We start from the raw sequence: 17812 nt of genomic DNA on the forward strand, positions 1-17812 counted from the left end.
TCGTCACCCGCTCTCCCCTTCCGCCGGGGCGAGTCGCCTCCCTCCACTGGCCTGCCACGAGCCCGTCGACGTCTGATGACTCTGTCTCTCCGCGCTTCACCGTCTTGACCTGCGGGAACTGTCTTACCCCGGTCGTAAGTTCGGCTCGTGGAGGAGATCGGGGAGGACGCGCCGCCGGTGGGCGGTCTCCTCGGCCTGCTCGTCGCCGAGTCGCCGGAGGTGCGGCGGCTGCCGGTGGCGTTGCTGTCGCGGGAGCAGAAGGCCGCCGAGTTGGTCCGGGTGCAGGCGGTCAAGGCGATGACCGCTGCCTACGAGGCGGAGCTGGTGCTGGGTCTGGCCGACGACAGTCCCGACGACCTGGACCCGGCGCCCGGGACGCCTGGTATCAAGCGGGAGTCGTGGGCGCCTGACCCGGAGCTGCCGGGCGTGAGCGAGTTTTTCACCGCGGAGTTGGCGGTGGTGCTGAACTGCGGGCGCCGCAGCGCCTCCCTGCTGGCGCACCGGGCGTGGGTCTACCGCGAGTCGCTGCCCGGCACCTGGACGGCACTCGCGGAGGGTGTGCTGGACGAGGCGCGGGCGAAGGTGCTCGTCGACGTGCTGCAGCACACCGACCCGGCGGTGGCCCGGCAGGTGGAGTCCCAGCTGCTGCCCCAGGCCACCGGCTGGACCACGCACACCCTGCGCAAGCGGGCCGTCGCCGCCCTCCTCGCTGTCGACGCGGACGCGGTCGATGCCCGGCGCAAGGACGCCGAGCGGCAGGCCGACGTGCGCGTCTACCCCTCCCCGCGCGAGGGCATGTCCACGCTGGCCGCCGATCTGCCGGCGCCGTGCTTCGACCTGGTCGACCAGCTCGCGGTCCTGCTCAAGCAGGACGGCGACGACCGGCCGATCGGGCAGCTGCGCGCCGCCGTGCTCGCCGACCTCGTCCAGCGGCCCTGGGACGACACCCGCCCGCCGGTCACCGCGCACCTGCAGCTGTCCGCCACCCTCAGCGCCCTGGCCGGCCACTCGAGCGAGGCCGGGGAGGTCAACGGGCTGCCGATCACCATCGGCCACCTCCGCGACCTCCTCACCCGGCTCGACGCGCTGGGTGTCCGGACACCGGCGGGCGGGTCGGCGATCCTGGCGCTCACCGACGACGACGGCGCCCTCCGCGCCACCACCACCCTCGACCGGCTCCGCCGCCTGGCCAAGCGCGGCTGTGCCACCCACCCGGCCGTCGACTGCGGGTGCGCGGTGCTCGACCGGCCGGCCGAGGTCGACACCTACCAACCCAGCGCCGGGCAGCAGACGTTCGTGCACACCCGCGACCGCACCTGCCGCTTCCCCGGCTGCGGCCAGCGCGCCGGGTGGGCCGACGCCGACCACGTCATCGCGCACGCGCACGGCGGGCCCACCGACTGCGCCAACCTGTGCTGCCTGTGCCGCAGCCACCACCGGCTGAAGACCTTCGCCCCCGGCTGGCGCTTCCAGATGAGCCCCGACGGCGTGCTCATCGTGACCACCCCGTCGGGGATCACCCGCACGACGAAACCGCCGGGCGTGCGACGACCACCACCGGACGACACCGGCCCACCGCCACCGACGCCGCCGACCGAGCCGGACGACGACCCACCACCGTTCTGACCGGCGCAACGGGAGCGGCCGTCGACCTCCGTCGACCAGGCCGGAGCGGACACCCGACAACCCGGTTGTCCGTACCTCGTGCGGCTGCGAGGGTCGCCGCGTGCCCGAGCCCGGACAGCTGGCGTCGGTCCTGCGGACCTGGGCCGCGTGCGGCCTCGGGGACCAGGTGGCGGGCGCAGCGGCGCGGCGGACCGGCGCCGCGGCGGGCACCCACACCGTGGTGCTCGTCGAGGGGGCCAGCGACCACGAGGCCGTCCTCGCGGTCGCGGCCGCGCGTGGGCGCGACCTGGCCGCCGAGGGCGTGTGCGTCGTCTCCATGGGTGGGGCGACCAACGTGCGCCGGTACCTGCCGCTCCTGGGGCCCGGCGGGCTCGACGTCCGTGCCGCCGGCCTCTACGACGCCGCGGAGGAGCCCGTCTTCCGGCAGGCACTGGCCGCGCGAGAGCACGGGCAGGGGCACGGAGCCGCGACACCCCGGCCGGACCTGGCCCGGTCCGGCTTCTTCGCGTGCGTCGCCGACCTCGAGGAGGAGCTCATCCGGGCCGTGGGCACCGCCGGCGTCGAGGCGGTGGTCCGGGAGCTCGGCGAGTCGCGCGGGCTGGCCACGCTCCGCCACCAGCCCGCCCACCGGGGATGCTCCCCGGAGCAGCAGCTGCACCGGTTCCTGGGCACCACCAGCGGCCGCAAGGCCCGCTACGCGCGCGCCCTCGCCGAGCGGCTCGACCCGTCGTCGACGCCCGCGCCGCTCGAGCGCCTGCTCACCGCCACCCGGCTCAGTGCACCACCGGCACGCTCTCCAGGGTGAACTCGCCGCTGCGGAGCTCCCCCGCGCGCTCGTAGACGGCCGCGACCGCGCCCCGCGGCATGGCCGCCGACCACGACAGCCGCCAGGCCCCGGGCACGGCACCGTCGCCGAAGAGCCGCTTCCCGGGGCCGACGACGACCGGGTAGGTGAGCAGCCGCAGCTCGTCGACGAGGTCCTCGCGCAGCAGCGTCTGCACCAGCCCGGCGGAGCCGTGCACCTGCAGCTCCCCGCCGTCGCGGTCCTTGAGCGCGCGGACGGCCGACGGGACGTCGCCCTCGAGCAGCCGCGCGGTGCCGTCCCAGTCCACCGACGTCAGCGTCCTCGAGGCGACGTGCTTGGTCCTGCGGTTGAGCGCGGTGGCGATCGGGTCGCCGTCCTGCGGCGCGTGCGGCCACCAGGACTCGAAGATCTCGTAGGTCCTGCGGCCGAGGAGGAAGTCCTCCGCGCCGGCGAACCACCCGACGATCCGCTCGCCGGTCTCGTCGTCGAAGTACGGCGGCTGCCAGCCACCGGAGGCGAAGCCGCCCGAGGTGTCCTCGTCCGGAGCGCCGGGTGCCTGCACGACGCCGTCGAGGGTGAGGAAGGCGGTGACCACCAGCCTGCGCACGGGGAGCTCCTCTCGTGGGGGACACAGCGTCGACCGCCCACGGCGCACGGACTCATCGGTGCGACGGCGCTCACCGGGGTGACGGCGACCGATGAGTCCGCCGGCCGGCACCGGTCGTCAGGGCATGAGGACGGCGGAGGTCGTGGCCGTGCCGGCGGTCGACGACGGCCCGGCCTGGGCGCAGGTGGCCCTGCTAGTGACCCGCGGGCACGCCGTCGTCGTCACCGTCCACCCGGAGGCAGCCGTCGACCTCGCCACCGTCGACCTGCTGGCGCGGTTGGTGCTGGCCGCCCGCCGCTCGGGCGGGCGGCTCGTCCTCGACCCGCCGCACCCGGGGCTGCGGCGGGTCGCCGGCCTGCTCGGCCTGCGCGAGGCCCTCGGCCTCTGAGGGTGCTCAGTCCGTGCCGGACTCCATCGCCGCCCGGTCCAGCAGCTCCTCGTCACCGCCGCGGGCGCCCAGGGAGGCGATCGCCTCGGCGCCGCCCTCGACCATGTCCCCGATCAACCCGGTGGCCGCGGCCTGCGCCGCCCCGACCAGCGCCGGCTGCTCGGTGCCGACCATCCCCAGCCGGGCGTACTGCTCGAGCTTGGCCCGCGAGTCGGCGATGTCGAGGTTGCGCATGGTCAGCTGGCCGATCCGATCGCCGGGGCCGAAGGCGGGCTCCTCGGTGCGCTCCATCGACAGCTTGTCCGGGTGGTAGCTGAACGCCGGCCCGGTGGTGTCGAGCAGCGACCAGTCCTCGCCGCGGCGCAGCCGCAGGGTCACCTCGCCGGTGACCGCCATGCCGACCCAGCGCTGCAGCGACTCCCGCAGCATCAGCGCCTGCGGGTCCAGCCAGCGGCCCTCGTACATGAGCCGGCCCAGCCGCCGGCCCTGCAGGTGGTAGGTCTCGAGGGTGTCCTCGTTGTGGATGGCGTTGACGAGCCGCTCGTAGGCGGCGTGCAGCAGTGCCATGCCCGGCGCCTCGTAGATCCCGCGGCTCTTGGCCTCGATGACCCGGTTCTCGATCTGGTCGCTCATGCCCAGCCCGTGCCGGCCGCCGATGGCGTTGGCCTCCAGCACCAGGTCGACGGCGGAGTCGAACTCCTTGCCGTCGATCGACACCGGCCGGCCGTGGGCGAAGCCGATCGTGACGTCCTCGGTCGGGATCTCCACGGCAGGGTCCCAGAACCGCACGCCCATGATCGGCTCGACGATCTCGATGCCGGTGTCGAGGTGCTCCAGCCGCTTGGCCTCGTGGGTGGCGCCCCAGATGTTGGCGTCGGTGGAGTACGCCTTCTCCGCGCTGTCCCGGTAGGGCAGGCCGTGCGCGGTCAGCCACTCCGACATCTCCCGGCGCCCGCCGAGCTCGTCGACGAACTGCGCGTCCAGCCAGGGCTTGTAGATCCGCAGGGAGGGGTTGGCCAGCAGGCCGTACCGGTAGAAGCGCTCGATGTCGTTGCCCTTGAACGTCGAGCCGTCGCCCCAGATCTGGACGTCGTCCTCGAGCATCGCGCGCACCAGCAGCGTCCCGGTGACCGCGCGGCCGAGCGGGGTCGTGTTGAAGTAGCTGCGCCCGCCGGAGCGGATGTGGAAGGCGCCGCAGGTCAGGGCGGCCAGGCCCTCCTCGACCAGCGCCTCACGGCAGTCGACGAGCCGGGCGATCTCCGCGCCGTACGCGCCGGCGCGACCGGGCACCGAGCCGATGTCGGGCTCGTCGTACTGGCCGAGGTCGGCGGTGTAGGTGCAGGGGACGGCGCCCTTGTCGCGCATCCACGCCACCGCCACGGAGGTGTCCAGACCACCGGAGAAGGCGATCCCGACGCGTTCGCCGACGGGCAGCTGGCTGAGCACCTTGGACATGGCATCAGTATGCACGACTCTGCATGACGACTCACCGACGGGCGGAGGCGGCTCAGTCTCCCGTGGCCACCGGGCGGGCGGGGTCGCTGCTGTACTGCGACCAGGAGCCGGGGTACAGCCGCCCGGCCGGGAGCCCGGCCAGCTCCAGGGACAGCAGGTCGTGGCAGGCCGTCACGCCGGAGCCGCAGTACACGACCACCGGGTCGTCCCCGGTCACGCCCGCGGCGGCGAACCGCTCCCGCAGCGCGTCCGCGGGCAGGAAGCGGCCGTCGGCGTCGAGGTTGCCCCGGCACGGCACGTTGACCGCACCGGGGACGTGCCCGGCGCGCGGGTCCACCGGCTCGTGCTCACCGCGGAACCGGGCGGGGTCGCGGGCGTCGACCACGACGTTCGCCGGGTCGAGGACGTCCGGCACGCCGGCCAGCCGCTCGGCCGGCCACGGCCGGGGGGTGGACACCGCCGGCGCCACGTCGGGGGCGGGCTGCTCCAGCGGGCCGTCCCAGGCGGCGAGCCCGCCGTCGAGCAGCGCGGCCTCGTGGCCGGTCGCCCGCAGCAGCCAGACCAGCCGGGCGGCGACCGTGCCGCCGGCGTCGTCGTAGGCGACCACGGTGGTGTCGTCACCGATGCCGAGGGCGGCCATGCCGGCGGCGAACACCTCGGGATCGGGCAGCGGGTGCCGGCCCTCGGCGGGGCTGCCGGGGGCGGCCAGCCAGAGGTCGAGGTCGACGAACACCGCGCCGGGCAGGTGCCCGGCGTCGTAGGCGGCGCGGCCGGACCGGCCGTCGAGGTACCAGCGGACGTCGGCGAGCCGGACGTCGTCGCGGCGGTCCCGCCACCAGGCGACGTCGACGACGGGAGGCAGCACACCGCGACCGTACGTCCCGGGCGCGTCTGCCAGCCTGGCCGCGTGCTGCTCACCCCCGCCGACGAGGCTCGCCTGGTCGCCCGGCTGCGCGCGGCCGGCTGCGTCTTCGCCGAGGACGAGGCCCGGCTGCTCGCCGACGCCGCGGCCACCGCCGCCGACCTCGACGCGCTGGCCGGACGACGGGCGGCCGGCGCCCCGCTGGAGCACCTGCTCGGCGTGGTCGAGTTCTGCGGACTGCGGGTCGCCGTCGGCCCGGGCGTCTTCGTCCCCCGGCAGCGCACCGCGGCCCTCGTCGCCCGCGCCGCCGCGGAGGCGCGCGCCGTCGCCGCCCGGACCGGACGGCGGCCGGTCGCGGTGGACCTGTGCTGCGGCTGCGGCGCGGTCGGCCTGGCGCTGGCCACCGCGGTCGGGCTGGCCGAGCTGCACGCCGCCGATGTCGACCCCGCCGCGCTGCCGTACGCGCGGCGCAACCTCGGGCCGGTGGGCGGGCAGGTGCACGGCGGGGACCTCTACGACGCCCTGCCGGCGCGGCTGCGCGGCCGGGTCGACGTCCTCGTCGTCAACGCGCCCTACGTGCCCACCGCCGCGCTGGCCCTCCTGCCACCCGAGGCGCGACTGCACGAGGCGCGCACCGCGCTCGACGGCGGCCCCGACGGGCTGGACGTGCACCGCAGGGTGCTCACCGGCGCGCCGGACTGGCTCTCCCCCGGGGGCGGTCTGCTGATGGAGGTCGGCGAGGTCCAGGCGCCGGCGCTGGCGGCGGCCGCCGCGGACGCCGGGCTGTCCGTCCGGGCCGACACCGACCCCGACGACGGCACGACGGTCGTCACGGTCACCCGGACCTGCACTCCGGCCGTCTGAGTTCCGGTATCCGGGTCCTTGGTCCCTGTCCGACCGGGCAGGGGGGCGACAGGATCGCCCCATGGCCGACACGCCCGTGGAACCGCTCCGGCTGGCTCCGCTGCTGCCGCGCCGGCCCCGCCCCCGTCTCGTGGTGCACGTCGACGGCTCGTCCTCCTCGTACGGCGCCCTCGTGTGGGCGCTGCGGGAGGCGGCGCGCCGGGACGGCACGGTGCTGGCCGCCGGAGTGGTCGACAGCCCGGCCGACAGCCTCGTGCCGGTGCCGCGCGGGGTCGACGAGCGGCAGCGCGCCGCGGTGCTGGCCCAGGTCGAGGCGCAGGTGGTGCGCGCCATCGCCGAGACCGGCGTGACCGGCCGCGTGCGCACGGCCACCGTGGAACAGCCCGTCTTCGACGCACTGGAGGCCGCCGGCCGCGGCGGGGACCTGGTGCTCGTCGCCGGCTCCGGTCGCACGCTGCTGCGACCGGTGGTCCCCCGCAGCCACGGGCGCCGCCTGCCCCGCGGCGCGTGAACGACCCCGTCGCCGTCGACCGGCGGAGGCGGGGCACACCCTCCGGACGGGCCGTGACCCCGCCCGGCCCGGAGGGCCCGCCGACGGGAGGCGAGCCGGCGCTGGCCGCCGCGGTGCGGGCCGCGGCCGCGGGCGGGCACCTCGAGGCGACGCTGCGCGGCCTCGTCGAGGCCGCGGTCGCGCACGTCGACGCCACGTACGGCGCGCTCGGCGTGCTCACCCGCGACGGCAGCCGGCTGGACCGGTTCGTCATCGTCGGGATGGACGACACCGACGGCGAGCGCATCGGCCGGCTGCCGGCCGGCGAGGGCATCCTCGGCCTGCTCGTGCAGCACCCGGTGCCGCTGCGGCTCGACGACCTCGGCACGCACCCGGCCTCCGTCGGCTTCCCGACCGGGCACCCGCCGATGCACTCCTTCCTCGGGGTGCCCGTGTGCGTGCGCAACGCCGTCTTCGGCCACCTCTACCTCACCGAGAAGCGCGACGGCGGGCCGTTCACCGAGGCCGACGAGGAGGCGGTGCTCGCCCTGGCCGCCGCCGCCGGGCTGGCCATCGAGAACGCCCGGCTGGCCGAGGCCGCCGAGCGCGGCCGGGCGTGGGTGCAGGCGGCCACCGAGGTGTCGACGGCGCTGCTGTCGGGTGCCGACCCGGTCGCGGTGCTGCAGACGGTGGTGGAGCGCGCGCACCTGCTCAGTGGCGCGGACCTCGCCGGCGTGCTCGTCGCGGAGGAGGAGGACGCCGGCGCGCTGACCATCGCCGCGGCCGCGGGGCCGGCCGCCGACGAGCTCGAGGGCGTGCGCATCCCGCTGGAGGACACCCACGTCGGGCGGGTGCAGCGCACCGGCGTCGGGGAGCTGGTCGACGACATCCGCGCCGACCCGGTCCGCGGCCGGCACGCCCCGGTGGCCGTCGAGCTGATCCGGGACTACCGGTCCTCGGTGATCGCCCCGCTGGGTCGCGCCCTGGGCACGGTGATCTGCCTGCGCCGGGACGGGCGCGAGCCCTTCGACACCGAGGACCTCGACGCGCTGTCGGCGTTCGCCGCGCAGGTCGCCGTCGCCCTGGAGCTGGCCCGCAGCCAGCGGCGCGAGCGCCGGCTGCAGGTGCAGGCCGACCGCGACCGCATCGCCCGCGACCTGCACGACCACGTCGTCCAGCGGCTCTACGCCACCGCCCTCTCGCTGGACCGGGTCAGCCGGTCGCTGGAGGACGCCGACCCCTACGCCGCGCACCGGGTGGGCCGCAGCGTCGACGAGCTCGACGGCACGATCGCGCAGATCCGCTCGACGATCTTCGGGCTGCACGACGGCGCCACCGCCCCCGCCGGGCTGGGCCGGCTGGTCACCGACGCCGTCCGGCAGGCCACCGAGGGGTCGGAGGTGCAGCCGGACCTGCGGCTGCGCGGCGACCTCGACGCACTGCCCGCCGGGCTGGCCACCGACGTGCTCGCCGTCGTGCGCGAGCTGGTGAGCAACGTCGTCCGGCACGCGGGGGCCACGCGGGTGGCGGTGACCGTGGACGCCGGTGACGAGGGCCCCCACGGCGAGGTCGCCGTGGTGGTCACCGACGACGGCCGGGGGCTGCCGGCGGTGTCCGTGCGCAGCGGCCTGGCCAACCTCGCCGAGCGGGCCGCGTGGCACCAGGGCCGGCTGACGACCGCGGGCGGGCCGGCCGGGACCCAGGTGACCTGGACGGTCCCCCGCCCGCCGCCCTGACGCCTCAGCCGGGCCGGTGCCCGCGCAGCTCGGTGGCCAGGATGGCCGCCTGGGTGCGCCGCTCCAGGCCCAGCTTGGCCAGCAGGTGGCTGGTGTAGTTCTTGACCGTCTTCTCCGCCAGGCCCATCCGCTCGCCGATCTGCCGGTTGGTCAGGCCCTCGCCGATGAGCGCCAGCACGCTGCGCTCCTGCTCGGTCAGCACCGCCAGCCGCCGGGAGACGTCGCCGTTCGCGCGCGGTCGCCGTCCGGGGCCGTTGGTCAGCGTGCCGCCGGCCGCGATCGTGTGCACCGCGGACACCAGGTCCGCGCCGCGCACCTGCTTGACCACGTAGCCGGCGGCGCCTGCGGCGAGGGCGGCGGCGATCGCGTCCTCGTCGGCGTAGCTCGACAGCACCAGGCAGCGGACGGCGGGCAGCCGCTCGCGCAGCCGGCGGACGAGGTCGGCGCCGTCGCCGTCGGGCAGCCGCATGTCCACCACGGCGACGTCGGGCCGGACGGCGGGACCGCGGGCGAGCGCCTCCGCGACGCTGCCTGCCTCCCCCACCACGACGAGCCCGGGGTCGTCCTCGAGGACCTCGGCGACACCGCGACGGACGACCTCGTGGTCGTCGATGAGGAACACCCGGACCGGGGACGAGGTGGCAGACACGGACGGCCTCCCCTGCGCACTGCGGCTGTGGTGACACAGCGTAGTGCGCGTTCGGCCGCGACGGCGCGCTTACACCGGTAGCAGTAGCGCTGCGTAGAGGGTCAGCCCCGGTCCGAAGGCCATCGCGACGACGGGGCCGTCGACGTCGGCCAGCTCCTGCAGCACGAGCAGCACGGTGGCCGACGAGCAGTTGCCGTGCTCGGCGAGCACCCGCCGGGAGGCGCCCATCTGCTGCTCGGTCAGCCCGAGCTCGTCGCGGACGACGTCGAGGATGCGCGGGCCGCCGGGGTGCACCGCCCAGCCGGCCACGTCCTCCACCCGCAGGCCCGCGCCGTCGAGCAGCTCGCCGACCACGTCGCCGACGTGCCGGGACAGCACGTCGGGCACCCGCGGCGAGAGGCCCATCCGGAAGCCGAGGTCGGTGACGTCCCAGGTCATGTGGTCGGCGGTGGAGGGGTCGGTGCGCGCGACCACCCCGGCCAGCCGCCGCCCGCGCCCGGCGCCGGGCTCGACGACGACGGCGGCCGCGGCGTCGGAGAACAGCGCGTGCGCCACCACCTGGTCCAGTTCCCGCTGGGCCGGCTGCACGTGCAGGCTGGTCAGCTCGCAGCACAGCAGCACCGCGGGGCGGGAGCGCGCGGCGACGAAGTCGCCGACGGCCGCCAGCCCGGGGACGGCCGCGTAGCAGCCCATGTGCCCGACCAGCAGCCGCTGCAGCCCCGGCGGCATGCCCAGGTCGCTGGCCAGCCGGATGTCCAGCCCCGGGGTGGCGTACCCGGTGCAGGTGGCCACGGCGAACAGGCCGACGTCGCCGGGGGCGAGGCCCGCGTCGTCGAGCGCGCCGGCCACCGCCTGCTTGCCCAGCGGCAGCGCCTCCTGGACGTAGCGGGCCATGCGGGCGCCGGTGCCCCACCCGCTGAGGTCCTCGTCGACGGGGTTGGCCACCGCGTGCCGGGTGCGCACGCCGGCGCCGTCCCAGATCCGGCGGGCCGCGCGCACGCCCGCGTAGTGCCGGGCGAAGAAGCCGTCCCACGCCGCGTCCTGGTCGAGCGTCGCCGGCAGGGCCGCGCCGGCGCCGGTCAGCACCGCGGCGCTCACCCGCACTGCCCCGGGGTCGCGGTACCGGTCGGCAGCGAGGTCATGTCCCCGACCGTACGTGCGGGTGCACCGCCGCGGCCACGGTGCCCCCGCCGTCGCCGGGCGGCGGTGCGTCGCGCTTGCGGCCGTATCCGGCGAACAGCACCGCCGTGGTCGGCAGCGGGCGCATCCGGACGACGTCCCGGCGGCCGCGCCGCCAGGCCACCACGTCGCGCAGCGACGGGCGCAGGCCGACCAGTCGCAGGTCCAGGCCCAGCCGGTCCGCCGCGGCCAGCAGCCGGCGCCGGTCGACGAACAGGGCGGGGTCGTGGATGCCCGGCGGGGGCCCGCCGGGCAGCCGCTCGGCGATCCGGATGGCCACCAGCGCGGCCAGCCGGGTGGCCGCGATGGCGTCGACCACCAGCGTGCCGCCCGGGCGCAGCACCCGGGCCGCCTCGGCGAGCACCGCGACGTCGTCCTCGACGTGCTCGAGCACCTCCCCGGCCACCACCACGTCGGCGCACGCGTCGCGCAGGGGCACGGCCAGCACCGACCCGCGGACGGCGAGCACCCCGTGCCGGGCGGCCACCGCCAGCCCGGGGCCGCCGAGGTCGACGCCGACGTGCCGGTAGCCCAGCCGGGCGGCGTGCGGCGCCATCAGCCCGCCACCGCAGGCCAGGTCGACCAGCAGCGCGCCGGGCCCGGGCGACGGCGGGACGTGCTCGGCGCGCGAGGCGGCCAGCCAGTGCAGCATCGCGAACCCGCCGGAGGTCTCCCACCACTGGTCGGCGAGGGCGTCGTACTGCGCCGGGTCGTTGCGGCGCGGGTCGTCGAGGCGCACGGGCGGGGCTACTTCTTCTTCAGCGGGTCGTGGCCCCAGTTCATCAGCGAGTACCGCCACCTCGAGCCCTCGACGTCCTCCTTGGCCGGCTCCTGCGCCAGGTGCCGCTGGACGTAGCCGTGGACCTTCTTCATGTGGGCGAGGTCGTCGTCGGTGAGGTCGCCCTTCTTCTTGCGCAGGATCTCGACGATCCGCCGTCCCGACTCGTGCCCGGTGGACTCCCCGGAGCCGCCGCTCTTCTGCCCGACGGACTGCGACTCGTCGGTGTCCAGCCACTCCTGCAGCTCCGAGGCGCTCATGTTGACCGCCTCGTCGAAGTCCCTCTTGATCGTGTCGCGGTCGTCGTCGGCCACAGCCCCTCCTCGGTCGGTCCCCCGGCGGTACCGCGGCGCCGACCTCGGGAAACGGGTGTCGCGCGACGAGGCCGACGGGTACCGCGCCACGCGTGGGCGGGGACGGGCCGGCGACCGACGACGGGACACCCCTGCGCGGCCGGTCCCGGGCGGCCGCCCTCCGCAGCGCCCGGGCGCGCGGGGAGACCCTCGACCAGCTCCTCGACCGCAACCTCGCCGAGCTGCTGCAGGAGCTGCGGGTGGCGATCACCGGCGTGCAGGTGCTCTTCGCCTTCCTCCTCGGCCTGGCCTTCACCCAGCGCTTCACCGAGCTCGACGCCTTCGCGCTCACCGTCTACACGGTGACCCTGATGGCCACGGCGCTGGCCACGGTGGTGCTCGTCGCGCCGGTGTCGTTCCACCGGCTGGTGTTCCGGCGGCGGCAGAAGGCGGCGCTGATCGCGGTGGCCGACCGGATGCTGGTGGCCGGCCTGGCGCTGCTGGTGGTGGCCATCAGCAGCGGCGTGCTGCTCGTGCTCGACGTCGTCCTGGGGCGGGGCCCGGGCCTGCTGGGCAGCGCGCTCGTGCTCCTCGTCGCGATCGGCCTCTGGTACGGGCTGCCGGTGCGGGCCCGGCGAGCGGGCACCGACGACGACACCGGCGACGACGACACCGACGACGACGACACCGACGACGGCACCGGTGACGGCACCGGCGACCCCGGGTCGGCGGCCGGGCCGGGACGGCCCGCAGGATGAGGCGACGCGTCCCCGCCCCACCCGGAGGTCGTCCGTGTCCGTCACCGTCGTCGGCAGCCTGAACGAGGACGTGCTGGTCGCCGTCGGGCGGCTGCCCGGCCGCGGGGAGACGGTGGTGGGCCGGGAGGCGGTGCTCGCACCCGGCGGCAAGGGCGCCAACCAGGCGGCGGCGGCGGGACGGCTGGCCGGGTCCGGCGTGGTGATGGTCGGGCGGGTGGGCGACGACCCGGCCGGCGCGCGCCAGGTGGCCGCCCTGCGCGAGGCGGGGGTGGACACCTCGCGGGTGCTACCGACCCCGGGCACCCCGACCGGCTCGGCGACGATCCCGGTCGAGGACGGCAGCGGCGAGAACCTGATCGTCGTCGTCCCCGGGGCCAACGCCGCGCTGACGCCGGCCGACGTCGACGTGCCGGAGGTGCAGCGGGCGGCGGTCGTGCTGCTGCAGCTGGAGGTCCCGCTCGACGCGGTGCAGGCCGCCGCCGACGCGGCGTCGGGGACGGTCGTGCTCACCCCCGCCCCACCGCAGCCGCTGCCGCCGGAGCTGCTGGCCCGCGTCACCGTCCTGGTGCCCAACGAGCACGAGCTCGCGCAGCTGGCCGGCACCGAGCCCGGCGAGCGCTCGCCCGCCGAGCTGGCCGGGCTGGCGCGCTCGCTCGGGGCCGCCGCGACCGTGGTGACCCTCGGCGCCCGCGGTGCGCTCGTCGTGCCGGAGGACGGGCCCGTGGTGCTGCAGGCCCCGCCGCCGGTCGGGGCCGTGGACACCACCGGCGCGGGCGACTGCCTGGCGGGCGCGCTCGGCGTCGCCCTCGCCCGCGGCGCCGACCTGCGCGGCGCGGTGCGGGAGGCCGTCGCGGCGGCGGCGCTGTCGACCACGGGGACCGGCGCCCGGGGCGCGCTGCCCGGCCCCGACGCCGTCCGGGAGCTGCTGGCCGGCATGCCGCCCGCCGTCCCGGTCGGCTGACCGCCGGAGGTTCACCCGGCCGGTCGCGGGGCAAGGCCCCGGAGCACCGACCCGCGACCCGAGGAGGACGCCGTGACCGAGCCCGAACGGCCCCCGCGCACGCCCGAGCGCGCGGAGGGCGACCCGGACCAGCAGGAGACCGACGACGGCCGCACCCCGCGCGCGGAGGACCCGGCCGAGGGCCGGCCCCTCGGCGACGGTCCCGCCGACAGCCCGTCCTGAGCCCGGACGGACCCGTCCACCCCCTCCTCCCGTGCTGCCGCGGCCGCGCGCACGGGAGGCGGGCACGGGGTCGTCCCACGGGTCCCACGCCTCACCACCGTCCCGACCAGCGCGTTCGCCCCTCGGTCACCCGGAGCGATCACCCGTGCCGGGGGACCGGCGCGCCGTGGACTGATCCGTCACGGGAGGCGGCACCATCCCCGGTGTGACCGCCGCTGCCCTGCCCCTCGCCGACGCCGACAGCCCGGCCCCGGTCCGCCGCAGCCGCGCGGAACGGGAGGCCATCGTCCTCGACACCGCCGAGCGGCTCTTCGCCGGGCGCAGCTCGCGCAGCGTGGGCATGGACGAGCTCGTCCGCGAGACCGGCCTGGGCAAGATGACCGTCTACCGGCTGTTCCGCAGCAAGGACGAGCTGGTCGGGGCCTACCTCGCGCGCAAGGCGGCCACGGTGCTGGCCACCATCGACGCCGAGCTGCAGCGCCTGTCGCACGACCCGCGCGCCGCGCTGCTGTCGGTGGTCGGCGTCGTGGAGCGCGACGTGACCCGGGCCGGCTTCCGCGGCTGCCCGTTCACCAACGTCAGCAGCGAGTACGACGACCCGCAGCACCCGGCCCGCGTCGCCGCCGCCGACTACAAGTTCGGGCTGCACGGCCGCCTCGAGCGGCTCGCCGAGCAGGTCGCGCCGGGCGGAGGCGAGGACCTCGCCGCGCAGGTGCACCTCATCGTCGACGGCATGTACCTCTCCGGTGGCCTGCTCGGGCCCGACGGCCCGGCCGCGCACGGCCGCCGGCTCGCCGAGCGACTGGTCGACCTCGCCGCCGCCGACTCGGCCGCGGCGCGCCCGGCCCTGGTCACCTCCGCCTGAGCCACCTCCGCCTGAGCCACCTCCGCCTGAGCGCGGGCCCGGCCCGGCGGCCCACCTCTCGCCGGGCGCGGCCCGGTCCCAGCCCGCAGGATGGGCCGGTGACCGCCGACCGCAGCCGTCCCGACCTCGACGACACCACGGTCGAGGGGCTGGGCAAGCTCTCCGAGGCCCTCGAGACGATCGAGCAGGCGCGCGGTCAGCTCTACGGGTTCCACCAGCACTCCGGCAAGGCCGACCTGCTGCTGCAGGACGCGGTCGAGCTGTTCCGGAAGGCCGGGCACACCCGGTTGGCCGACGACCTCGACCGCGACCTCGTCGGGCGCAACGTGATCGCCGACCGCTGGACCTTCCAGATCGTCGAGGACTACGACGCCTCGTACTGGTCGGTCTTCCGCGCCTTCGACGAGCGCGCCCGCACCGAGCTGTCCGACGGCGACCGGCACGTCTACGAGGCCCGGATGAAGCAGCGCGAGCGCAGCGCCGGGCACCCCGCGCACGAGGCCGGGCCCGCGCTGTCGGAGTGAGCCCGCCCGGTCGCCACCCGGCCGCCGGGGACGCAGACTCGCCAGGGTGAGCACCCGCGAGCAGAAGATGCCCGAACCGGAGACCCCGCGCTCCGTCGGCCCCCTCGGCAGCGCCACGTCCGGTCCGCCGGCGCCCGACTCCGACGGCCCGGAGGACACCGGTCCGGCCGACGGCGCCGCCGGCCCCTCCTGGCCGCCGGCGGGGACCGAGCCGGCCGCCCACCGCGACTGAGGTCCCGTTTGACCCGGCGCCCCGGCGGACAGACCCGGGACGTGACCACTCCCGGAACGCCTGCCGAGCCCCGGCCCTCCGCCCCGGGCACCGACCCGTTCGCGACCGGCTACGGGACCTCCCCCGCCGGGTCCGCACCCACCGGGACGACGCCGGGCGGCACCTCCCCTGCCCCGACGCGGCCCTCGGGTCCCTCCCGTGCGGGCCGCGCCGGGCGAACCGCCGGCCGCGGCCTCGCGCTGGTCCTGCTGATCGCCGTCACCGTCGTCCTGGTGCTGTTCGCCGTGTTCAACGGCGAGACCGTGCCCATCAGCCTCGTCTTCACCGACGTGCGCGCGCCGCTGGTCGTCGCGCTGCTCATCGCCGCGGCCCTCGGCTTCCTCGTGGCCGCGCTGCTCGGCGCCGTGCTCGCCGCCCGCCGCCGCAACCGCTGACCCCCGCCGGACGCCGCGACCCACCCCCTGCGGGCGTGTCCCACCGCACGGCCTTGCTCCTGGTTACCCGCCGGTAATAGCTTCGCTACCGGCGGGTAACCACGCTCGCCGCACCGGCACGGAGCACGGGAGCGACACGGCATGGGCCACTACACCGCGAACCTGCGGGACCTCGAGTTCAACCTGTTCGAGTTCCTCGACACCAAGGACCGGTTCGGCACCGGACCCTTCGAGCAGATGGACGCCGGGACCGCGCGCGGCGTGCTCGCCGAGGTCCGCCGGCTGGCCGAGGGCCCGGTCGCGGCCTCCTTCGCCGACGCCGACCGCAACCCGCCGGTGTTCGACCCGGCCACCCACTCGGTGACCCTCCCCGAGTCCTTCAGGAGGTCGGTCCGGGCCGTCGAGGACGGCGAGTGGTACCGCCTCGACCTGCCCGAGCACCTCGGCGGGTTCGGCGCCCCGCACGCCCTCACCTGGGCCGCCTTCGAGATGATCCTGGGCGCCAACCCCGCCGTCTTCATGTACGGCTCCGGCGCGGCCTTCGCGGCCATCCTCCACGAGCTCGGCACCCCCGGCCAGAAGCGCCTGGCCGAGCTCATGCTCGAGCGGAGGTGGGGCGCCACGATGGTGCTCACCGAGCCCGACGCGGGCTCCGACGTGGGCGCCGGCACCACCAGGGCCGTGCAGCAGCCCGACGGCTCGTGGCACGTCACCGGGGTCAAGCGGTTCATCACCTCGGCCGAGCACGACCTGAGCGACAACATCGTCCACCTGGTGCTGGCCCGCCCCCGGGGCGCGCGGGCCGGCACCAAGGGGCTGTCGCTGTTCGTCGTCCCCAAGTTCCACGTCGACCTCGCCACCGGCGCGCTCGGCGAGCGCAACGGCGTGTACGTCACCAACCTCGAGGAGAAGATGGGCCTGAAGGTCTCCACGACCTGCGAGCTCACCTTCGGTGCCGGCCCGGTGCCGGCGCGGGGCTGGCTCGTCGGCGAGGTGCACGACGGCATCGCGCAGATGTTCCGGGTCATCGAGCACGCCCGGATGTTCGTGGGCACCAAGGCGATCGCCACGCTGTCGGCCGGCTACCAGCAGGCCCTGGCCTACGCGAAGGAGCGGGTGCAGGGCGCCGACCTCACCACGACGTCGAAGGACGCCCCGCGGGTCACCATCACCCACCACCCCGACGTGCGCCGCTCGCTGATGCTGCAGAAGGCGCACGCGGAGGGCATGCGGGCGCTCTACCTGTACGCGGCGAGCTTCCGCGACCGGGTCACCGCGGCCGAGGTCGCCGGCACCGCCGACGGCGAGGAGGCGCGCCTGGCCGCCCGCGTCAACGACCTGCTGCTGCCGGTGGTCAAGGGCTACGGCTCCGAGCGCGCCACCCAGCTGCTCACCAGCGAGTCGCTGCAGTGCCTCGGCGGGTCCGGCTACCTGCGGGACCACCCGATCGAGCAGTACGTCCGCGACTCCAAGATCGACACCCTCTACGAGGGGACGACGGCGATCCAGGGCCAGGACCTCTTCTTCCGCAAGGTCGTCAAGGACGGCGGCGTCGCGCTGACCTGGCTGGCCGGCCAGGTCCAGGCCACCATCGACGCCGAGGCGGGCAACGGCCGGCTCAAGGAGGAGCGCGCGCTGCTGGCCACCGCGCTCGCCGACGTGCAGGGCATCCTCACCGCGATGTTCGGCCACCTGACGGCCGCGCAGGAGGACGTGACCTCGCTGTACCGGGTCGCGCAGAACACCACCCGGCTGCTCATGGCCGTCGGCGACCTCGTGACCGGGTGGCTGCTGGTCCGCCAGTCGGAGGTCGCCCTGACCGCCCTGGCCGGGGAGGTGGCCGAGCGGGACCGGTCCTTCTACGAGGGCAAGCTCGCCGCCACCCGGTTCTTCTGCACCCAGGTGCTGCCCCGGCTGTCCGCCGAGCGGGCCGTCGCCGAGGCCACCGACAACGCGCTGATGGAGGTCCCCGAAGCGGCGTTCTGACCCCGTCGACGGCGGCCGGCCCCGCCCCGCGGTGCCCGACCTCGCGCTGCGGGGTGAGGACGGGCACCGCAGGGCGAGGCCGGTGGTCCCACCGCCGC

Annotated in this window: 21 protein-coding genes; 14 read left to right on the forward strand and 7 right to left on the reverse strand. The window is 76.3% G+C overall.

Going from position 1 to position 17812, the window contains the following annotated elements; all coding sequences use genetic code 11:
• The first annotated feature begins 147 nt into the window (after positions 1 to 147).
• Positions 148 to 1626, forward strand: coding sequence for an HNH endonuclease signature motif containing protein (locus tag BMZ33_RS22170; RefSeq protein WP_169064722.1), 1479 nt, complete (start codon positions 148 to 150; stop codon positions 1624 to 1626).
• Positions 1627 to 1726: 100 nt separating this feature from the next.
• Positions 1727 to 2431: a TOPRIM nucleotidyl transferase/hydrolase domain-containing protein gene (locus BMZ33_RS22175; RefSeq protein ID WP_091116868.1), complete on the forward strand. Its 705-nt coding sequence runs from the start codon at positions 1727 to 1729 to the stop codon at positions 2429 to 2431.
• On the opposite strand, the gene BMZ33_RS22180 is transcribed toward BMZ33_RS22175, so the two are convergent.
• Positions 2400 to 3038: a dihydrofolate reductase family protein gene (locus BMZ33_RS22180; protein WP_091116871.1), complete on the reverse strand. Its 639-nt coding sequence runs from the start codon at positions 3036 to 3038 to the stop codon at positions 2400 to 2402. The two genes, BMZ33_RS22175 and BMZ33_RS22180, sit on opposite strands and share 32 nt — an antisense overlap.
• 124 nt (positions 3039 to 3162) lie before the next feature.
• Between BMZ33_RS22180 and BMZ33_RS22185 the strand changes: the two genes are divergently transcribed.
• The gene (locus tag BMZ33_RS22185) at positions 3163 to 3426 is read left to right on the forward strand and encodes an STAS domain-containing protein (protein WP_091116874.1); all 264 of its coding nucleotides are present in this window, start codon (positions 3163 to 3165) and stop codon (positions 3424 to 3426) included.
• 6 nt (positions 3427 to 3432) lie between these two features.
• Here BMZ33_RS22185 and argG read toward each other — a convergent pair whose 3' ends face one another.
• Both argG and BMZ33_RS22195 read right to left on the reverse strand, forming a co-directional pair.
• Complete coding sequence (gene argG / locus BMZ33_RS22190; protein WP_091116878.1) at positions 3433 to 4881, reverse strand: argininosuccinate synthase; 1449 nt, start codon at positions 4879 to 4881, stop codon at positions 3433 to 3435.
• A 52-nt stretch (positions 4882 to 4933) separates the two neighbouring features.
• A complete protein-coding gene (locus BMZ33_RS22195) occupies positions 4934 to 5746 on the reverse strand; it encodes a sulfurtransferase (protein WP_091116882.1) in 813 nt (270 codons plus the stop codon).
• A gap of 42 nt (positions 5747 to 5788) precedes the next feature.
• Here BMZ33_RS22195 and BMZ33_RS22200 point away from each other — a divergent pair, with 42 nt between their 5' ends.
• The 3 genes from BMZ33_RS22200 (at position 5789) to BMZ33_RS22210 (ending at position 8833) form a co-directional block, all read left to right on the forward strand.
• Complete coding sequence (locus tag BMZ33_RS22200; protein ID WP_169064723.1) at positions 5789 to 6607, forward strand: putative protein N(5)-glutamine methyltransferase; 819 nt, start codon at positions 5789 to 5791, stop codon at positions 6605 to 6607.
• Between the two features lie 61 nt (positions 6608 to 6668).
• A complete protein-coding gene (locus BMZ33_RS22205) occupies positions 6669 to 7118 on the forward strand; it encodes a universal stress protein (RefSeq protein WP_091116886.1) in 450 nt (149 codons plus the stop codon).
• A 53-nt stretch (positions 7119 to 7171) separates the two neighbouring features.
• The gene (locus tag BMZ33_RS22210; protein WP_169064724.1) at positions 7172 to 8833 is read left to right on the forward strand and encodes a sensor histidine kinase; all 1662 of its coding nucleotides are present in this window, start codon (positions 7172 to 7174) and stop codon (positions 8831 to 8833) included.
• A gap of 4 nt (positions 8834 to 8837) precedes the next feature.
• Here the strand turns inward: BMZ33_RS22210 and BMZ33_RS22215 are convergent, their stop codons facing one another.
• From BMZ33_RS22215 to BMZ33_RS22230, 4 genes are all read right to left on the reverse strand, one after another.
• The gene (locus BMZ33_RS22215; RefSeq protein WP_091116889.1) at positions 8838 to 9482 is read right to left on the reverse strand and encodes a response regulator transcription factor; all 645 of its coding nucleotides are present in this window, start codon (positions 9480 to 9482) and stop codon (positions 8838 to 8840) included.
• A gap of 69 nt (positions 9483 to 9551) precedes the next feature.
• Complete coding sequence (locus tag BMZ33_RS22220) at positions 9552 to 10580, reverse strand: type III polyketide synthase (protein ID WP_091117092.1); 1029 nt, start codon at positions 10578 to 10580, stop codon at positions 9552 to 9554.
• A 40-nt stretch (positions 10581 to 10620) separates the two neighbouring features.
• Entirely contained in the window at positions 10621 to 11400 is a 780-nt protein-coding gene (locus BMZ33_RS22225; RefSeq protein ID WP_091116893.1) for a methyltransferase domain-containing protein, read from the reverse strand.
• Between the two features lie 8 nt (positions 11401 to 11408).
• Complete coding sequence (locus tag BMZ33_RS22230; RefSeq protein WP_091116899.1) at positions 11409 to 11753, reverse strand: DUF3140 domain-containing protein; 345 nt, start codon at positions 11751 to 11753, stop codon at positions 11409 to 11411.
• 92 nt (positions 11754 to 11845) lie between these two features.
• On the opposite strand from BMZ33_RS22230, the gene BMZ33_RS22235 reads away from it, so the two are divergent.
• The 8 genes from BMZ33_RS22235 to BMZ33_RS22265 all read left to right on the forward strand — a co-directional run bounded on the left by BMZ33_RS22235 (position 11846) and on the right by BMZ33_RS22265 (position 17714).
• Entirely contained in the window at positions 11846 to 12490 is a 645-nt protein-coding gene (locus tag BMZ33_RS22235) for a DUF6328 family protein (RefSeq protein ID WP_169064725.1), read from the forward strand.
• A gap of 34 nt (positions 12491 to 12524) precedes the next feature.
• Positions 12525 to 13451: a ribokinase gene (locus BMZ33_RS22240; RefSeq protein ID WP_091116903.1), complete on the forward strand. Its 927-nt coding sequence runs from the start codon at positions 12525 to 12527 to the stop codon at positions 13449 to 13451.
• Positions 13452 to 13523: 72 nt separating this feature from the next.
• Entirely contained in the window at positions 13524 to 13673 is a 150-nt protein-coding gene (locus tag BMZ33_RS23610) for a hypothetical protein (protein ID WP_169064726.1), read from the forward strand.
• Between the two features lie 205 nt (positions 13674 to 13878).
• Positions 13879 to 14538: a TetR/AcrR family transcriptional regulator gene (locus BMZ33_RS22245; protein WP_091116907.1), complete on the forward strand. Its 660-nt coding sequence runs from the start codon at positions 13879 to 13881 to the stop codon at positions 14536 to 14538.
• A 98-nt stretch (positions 14539 to 14636) separates the two neighbouring features.
• Positions 14637 to 15062 (forward strand): hypothetical protein, encoded by a 426-nt coding sequence (locus BMZ33_RS22250; protein ID WP_091116911.1) that lies wholly within the window; start codon positions 14637 to 14639, stop codon positions 15060 to 15062.
• Positions 15063 to 15108: 46 nt separating this feature from the next.
• A complete protein-coding gene (locus tag BMZ33_RS22255; RefSeq protein WP_091116915.1) occupies positions 15109 to 15294 on the forward strand; it encodes a hypothetical protein in 186 nt (61 codons plus the stop codon).
• 41 nt (positions 15295 to 15335) lie between these two features.
• Positions 15336 to 15728, forward strand: coding sequence for a LapA family protein (locus tag BMZ33_RS22260; protein ID WP_091116918.1), 393 nt, complete (start codon positions 15336 to 15338; stop codon positions 15726 to 15728).
• Between the two features lie 141 nt (positions 15729 to 15869).
• Entirely contained in the window at positions 15870 to 17714 is a 1845-nt protein-coding gene (locus tag BMZ33_RS22265) for an acyl-CoA dehydrogenase (RefSeq protein ID WP_091116922.1), read from the forward strand.
• Positions 17715 to 17812 lie beyond the last annotated feature (98 nt).

It is taken from the genome of Geodermatophilus dictyosporus, from assembly GCF_900115505.1.
Lineage (GTDB): Bacteria > Actinomycetota > Actinomycetes > Mycobacteriales > Geodermatophilaceae > Geodermatophilus > Geodermatophilus dictyosporus.

What these genes read in the sequence shown, in the direction of transcription:
- BMZ33_RS22185 (WP_091116874.1), top strand. Translation starts at nt 3,163, where the DNA reads ATGAGGACGGCGGAGGTCGTGGCCGTGCCGGCGGTCGACGACGGCCCG.
- BMZ33_RS22265 (WP_091116922.1), top strand. Translation starts at nt 15,870, where the DNA reads ATGGGCCACTACACCGCGAACCTGCGGGACCTCGAGTTCAACCTGTTC.
- BMZ33_RS22205 (WP_091116886.1), top strand. Translation starts at nt 6,669, where the DNA reads ATGGCCGACACGCCCGTGGAACCGCTCCGGCTGGCTCCGCTGCTGCCG.
- argG (WP_091116878.1), bottom strand. Translation starts at nt 4,881, where the DNA reads ATGTCCAAGGTGCTCAGCCAGCTGCCCGTCGGCGAACGCGTCGGGATC.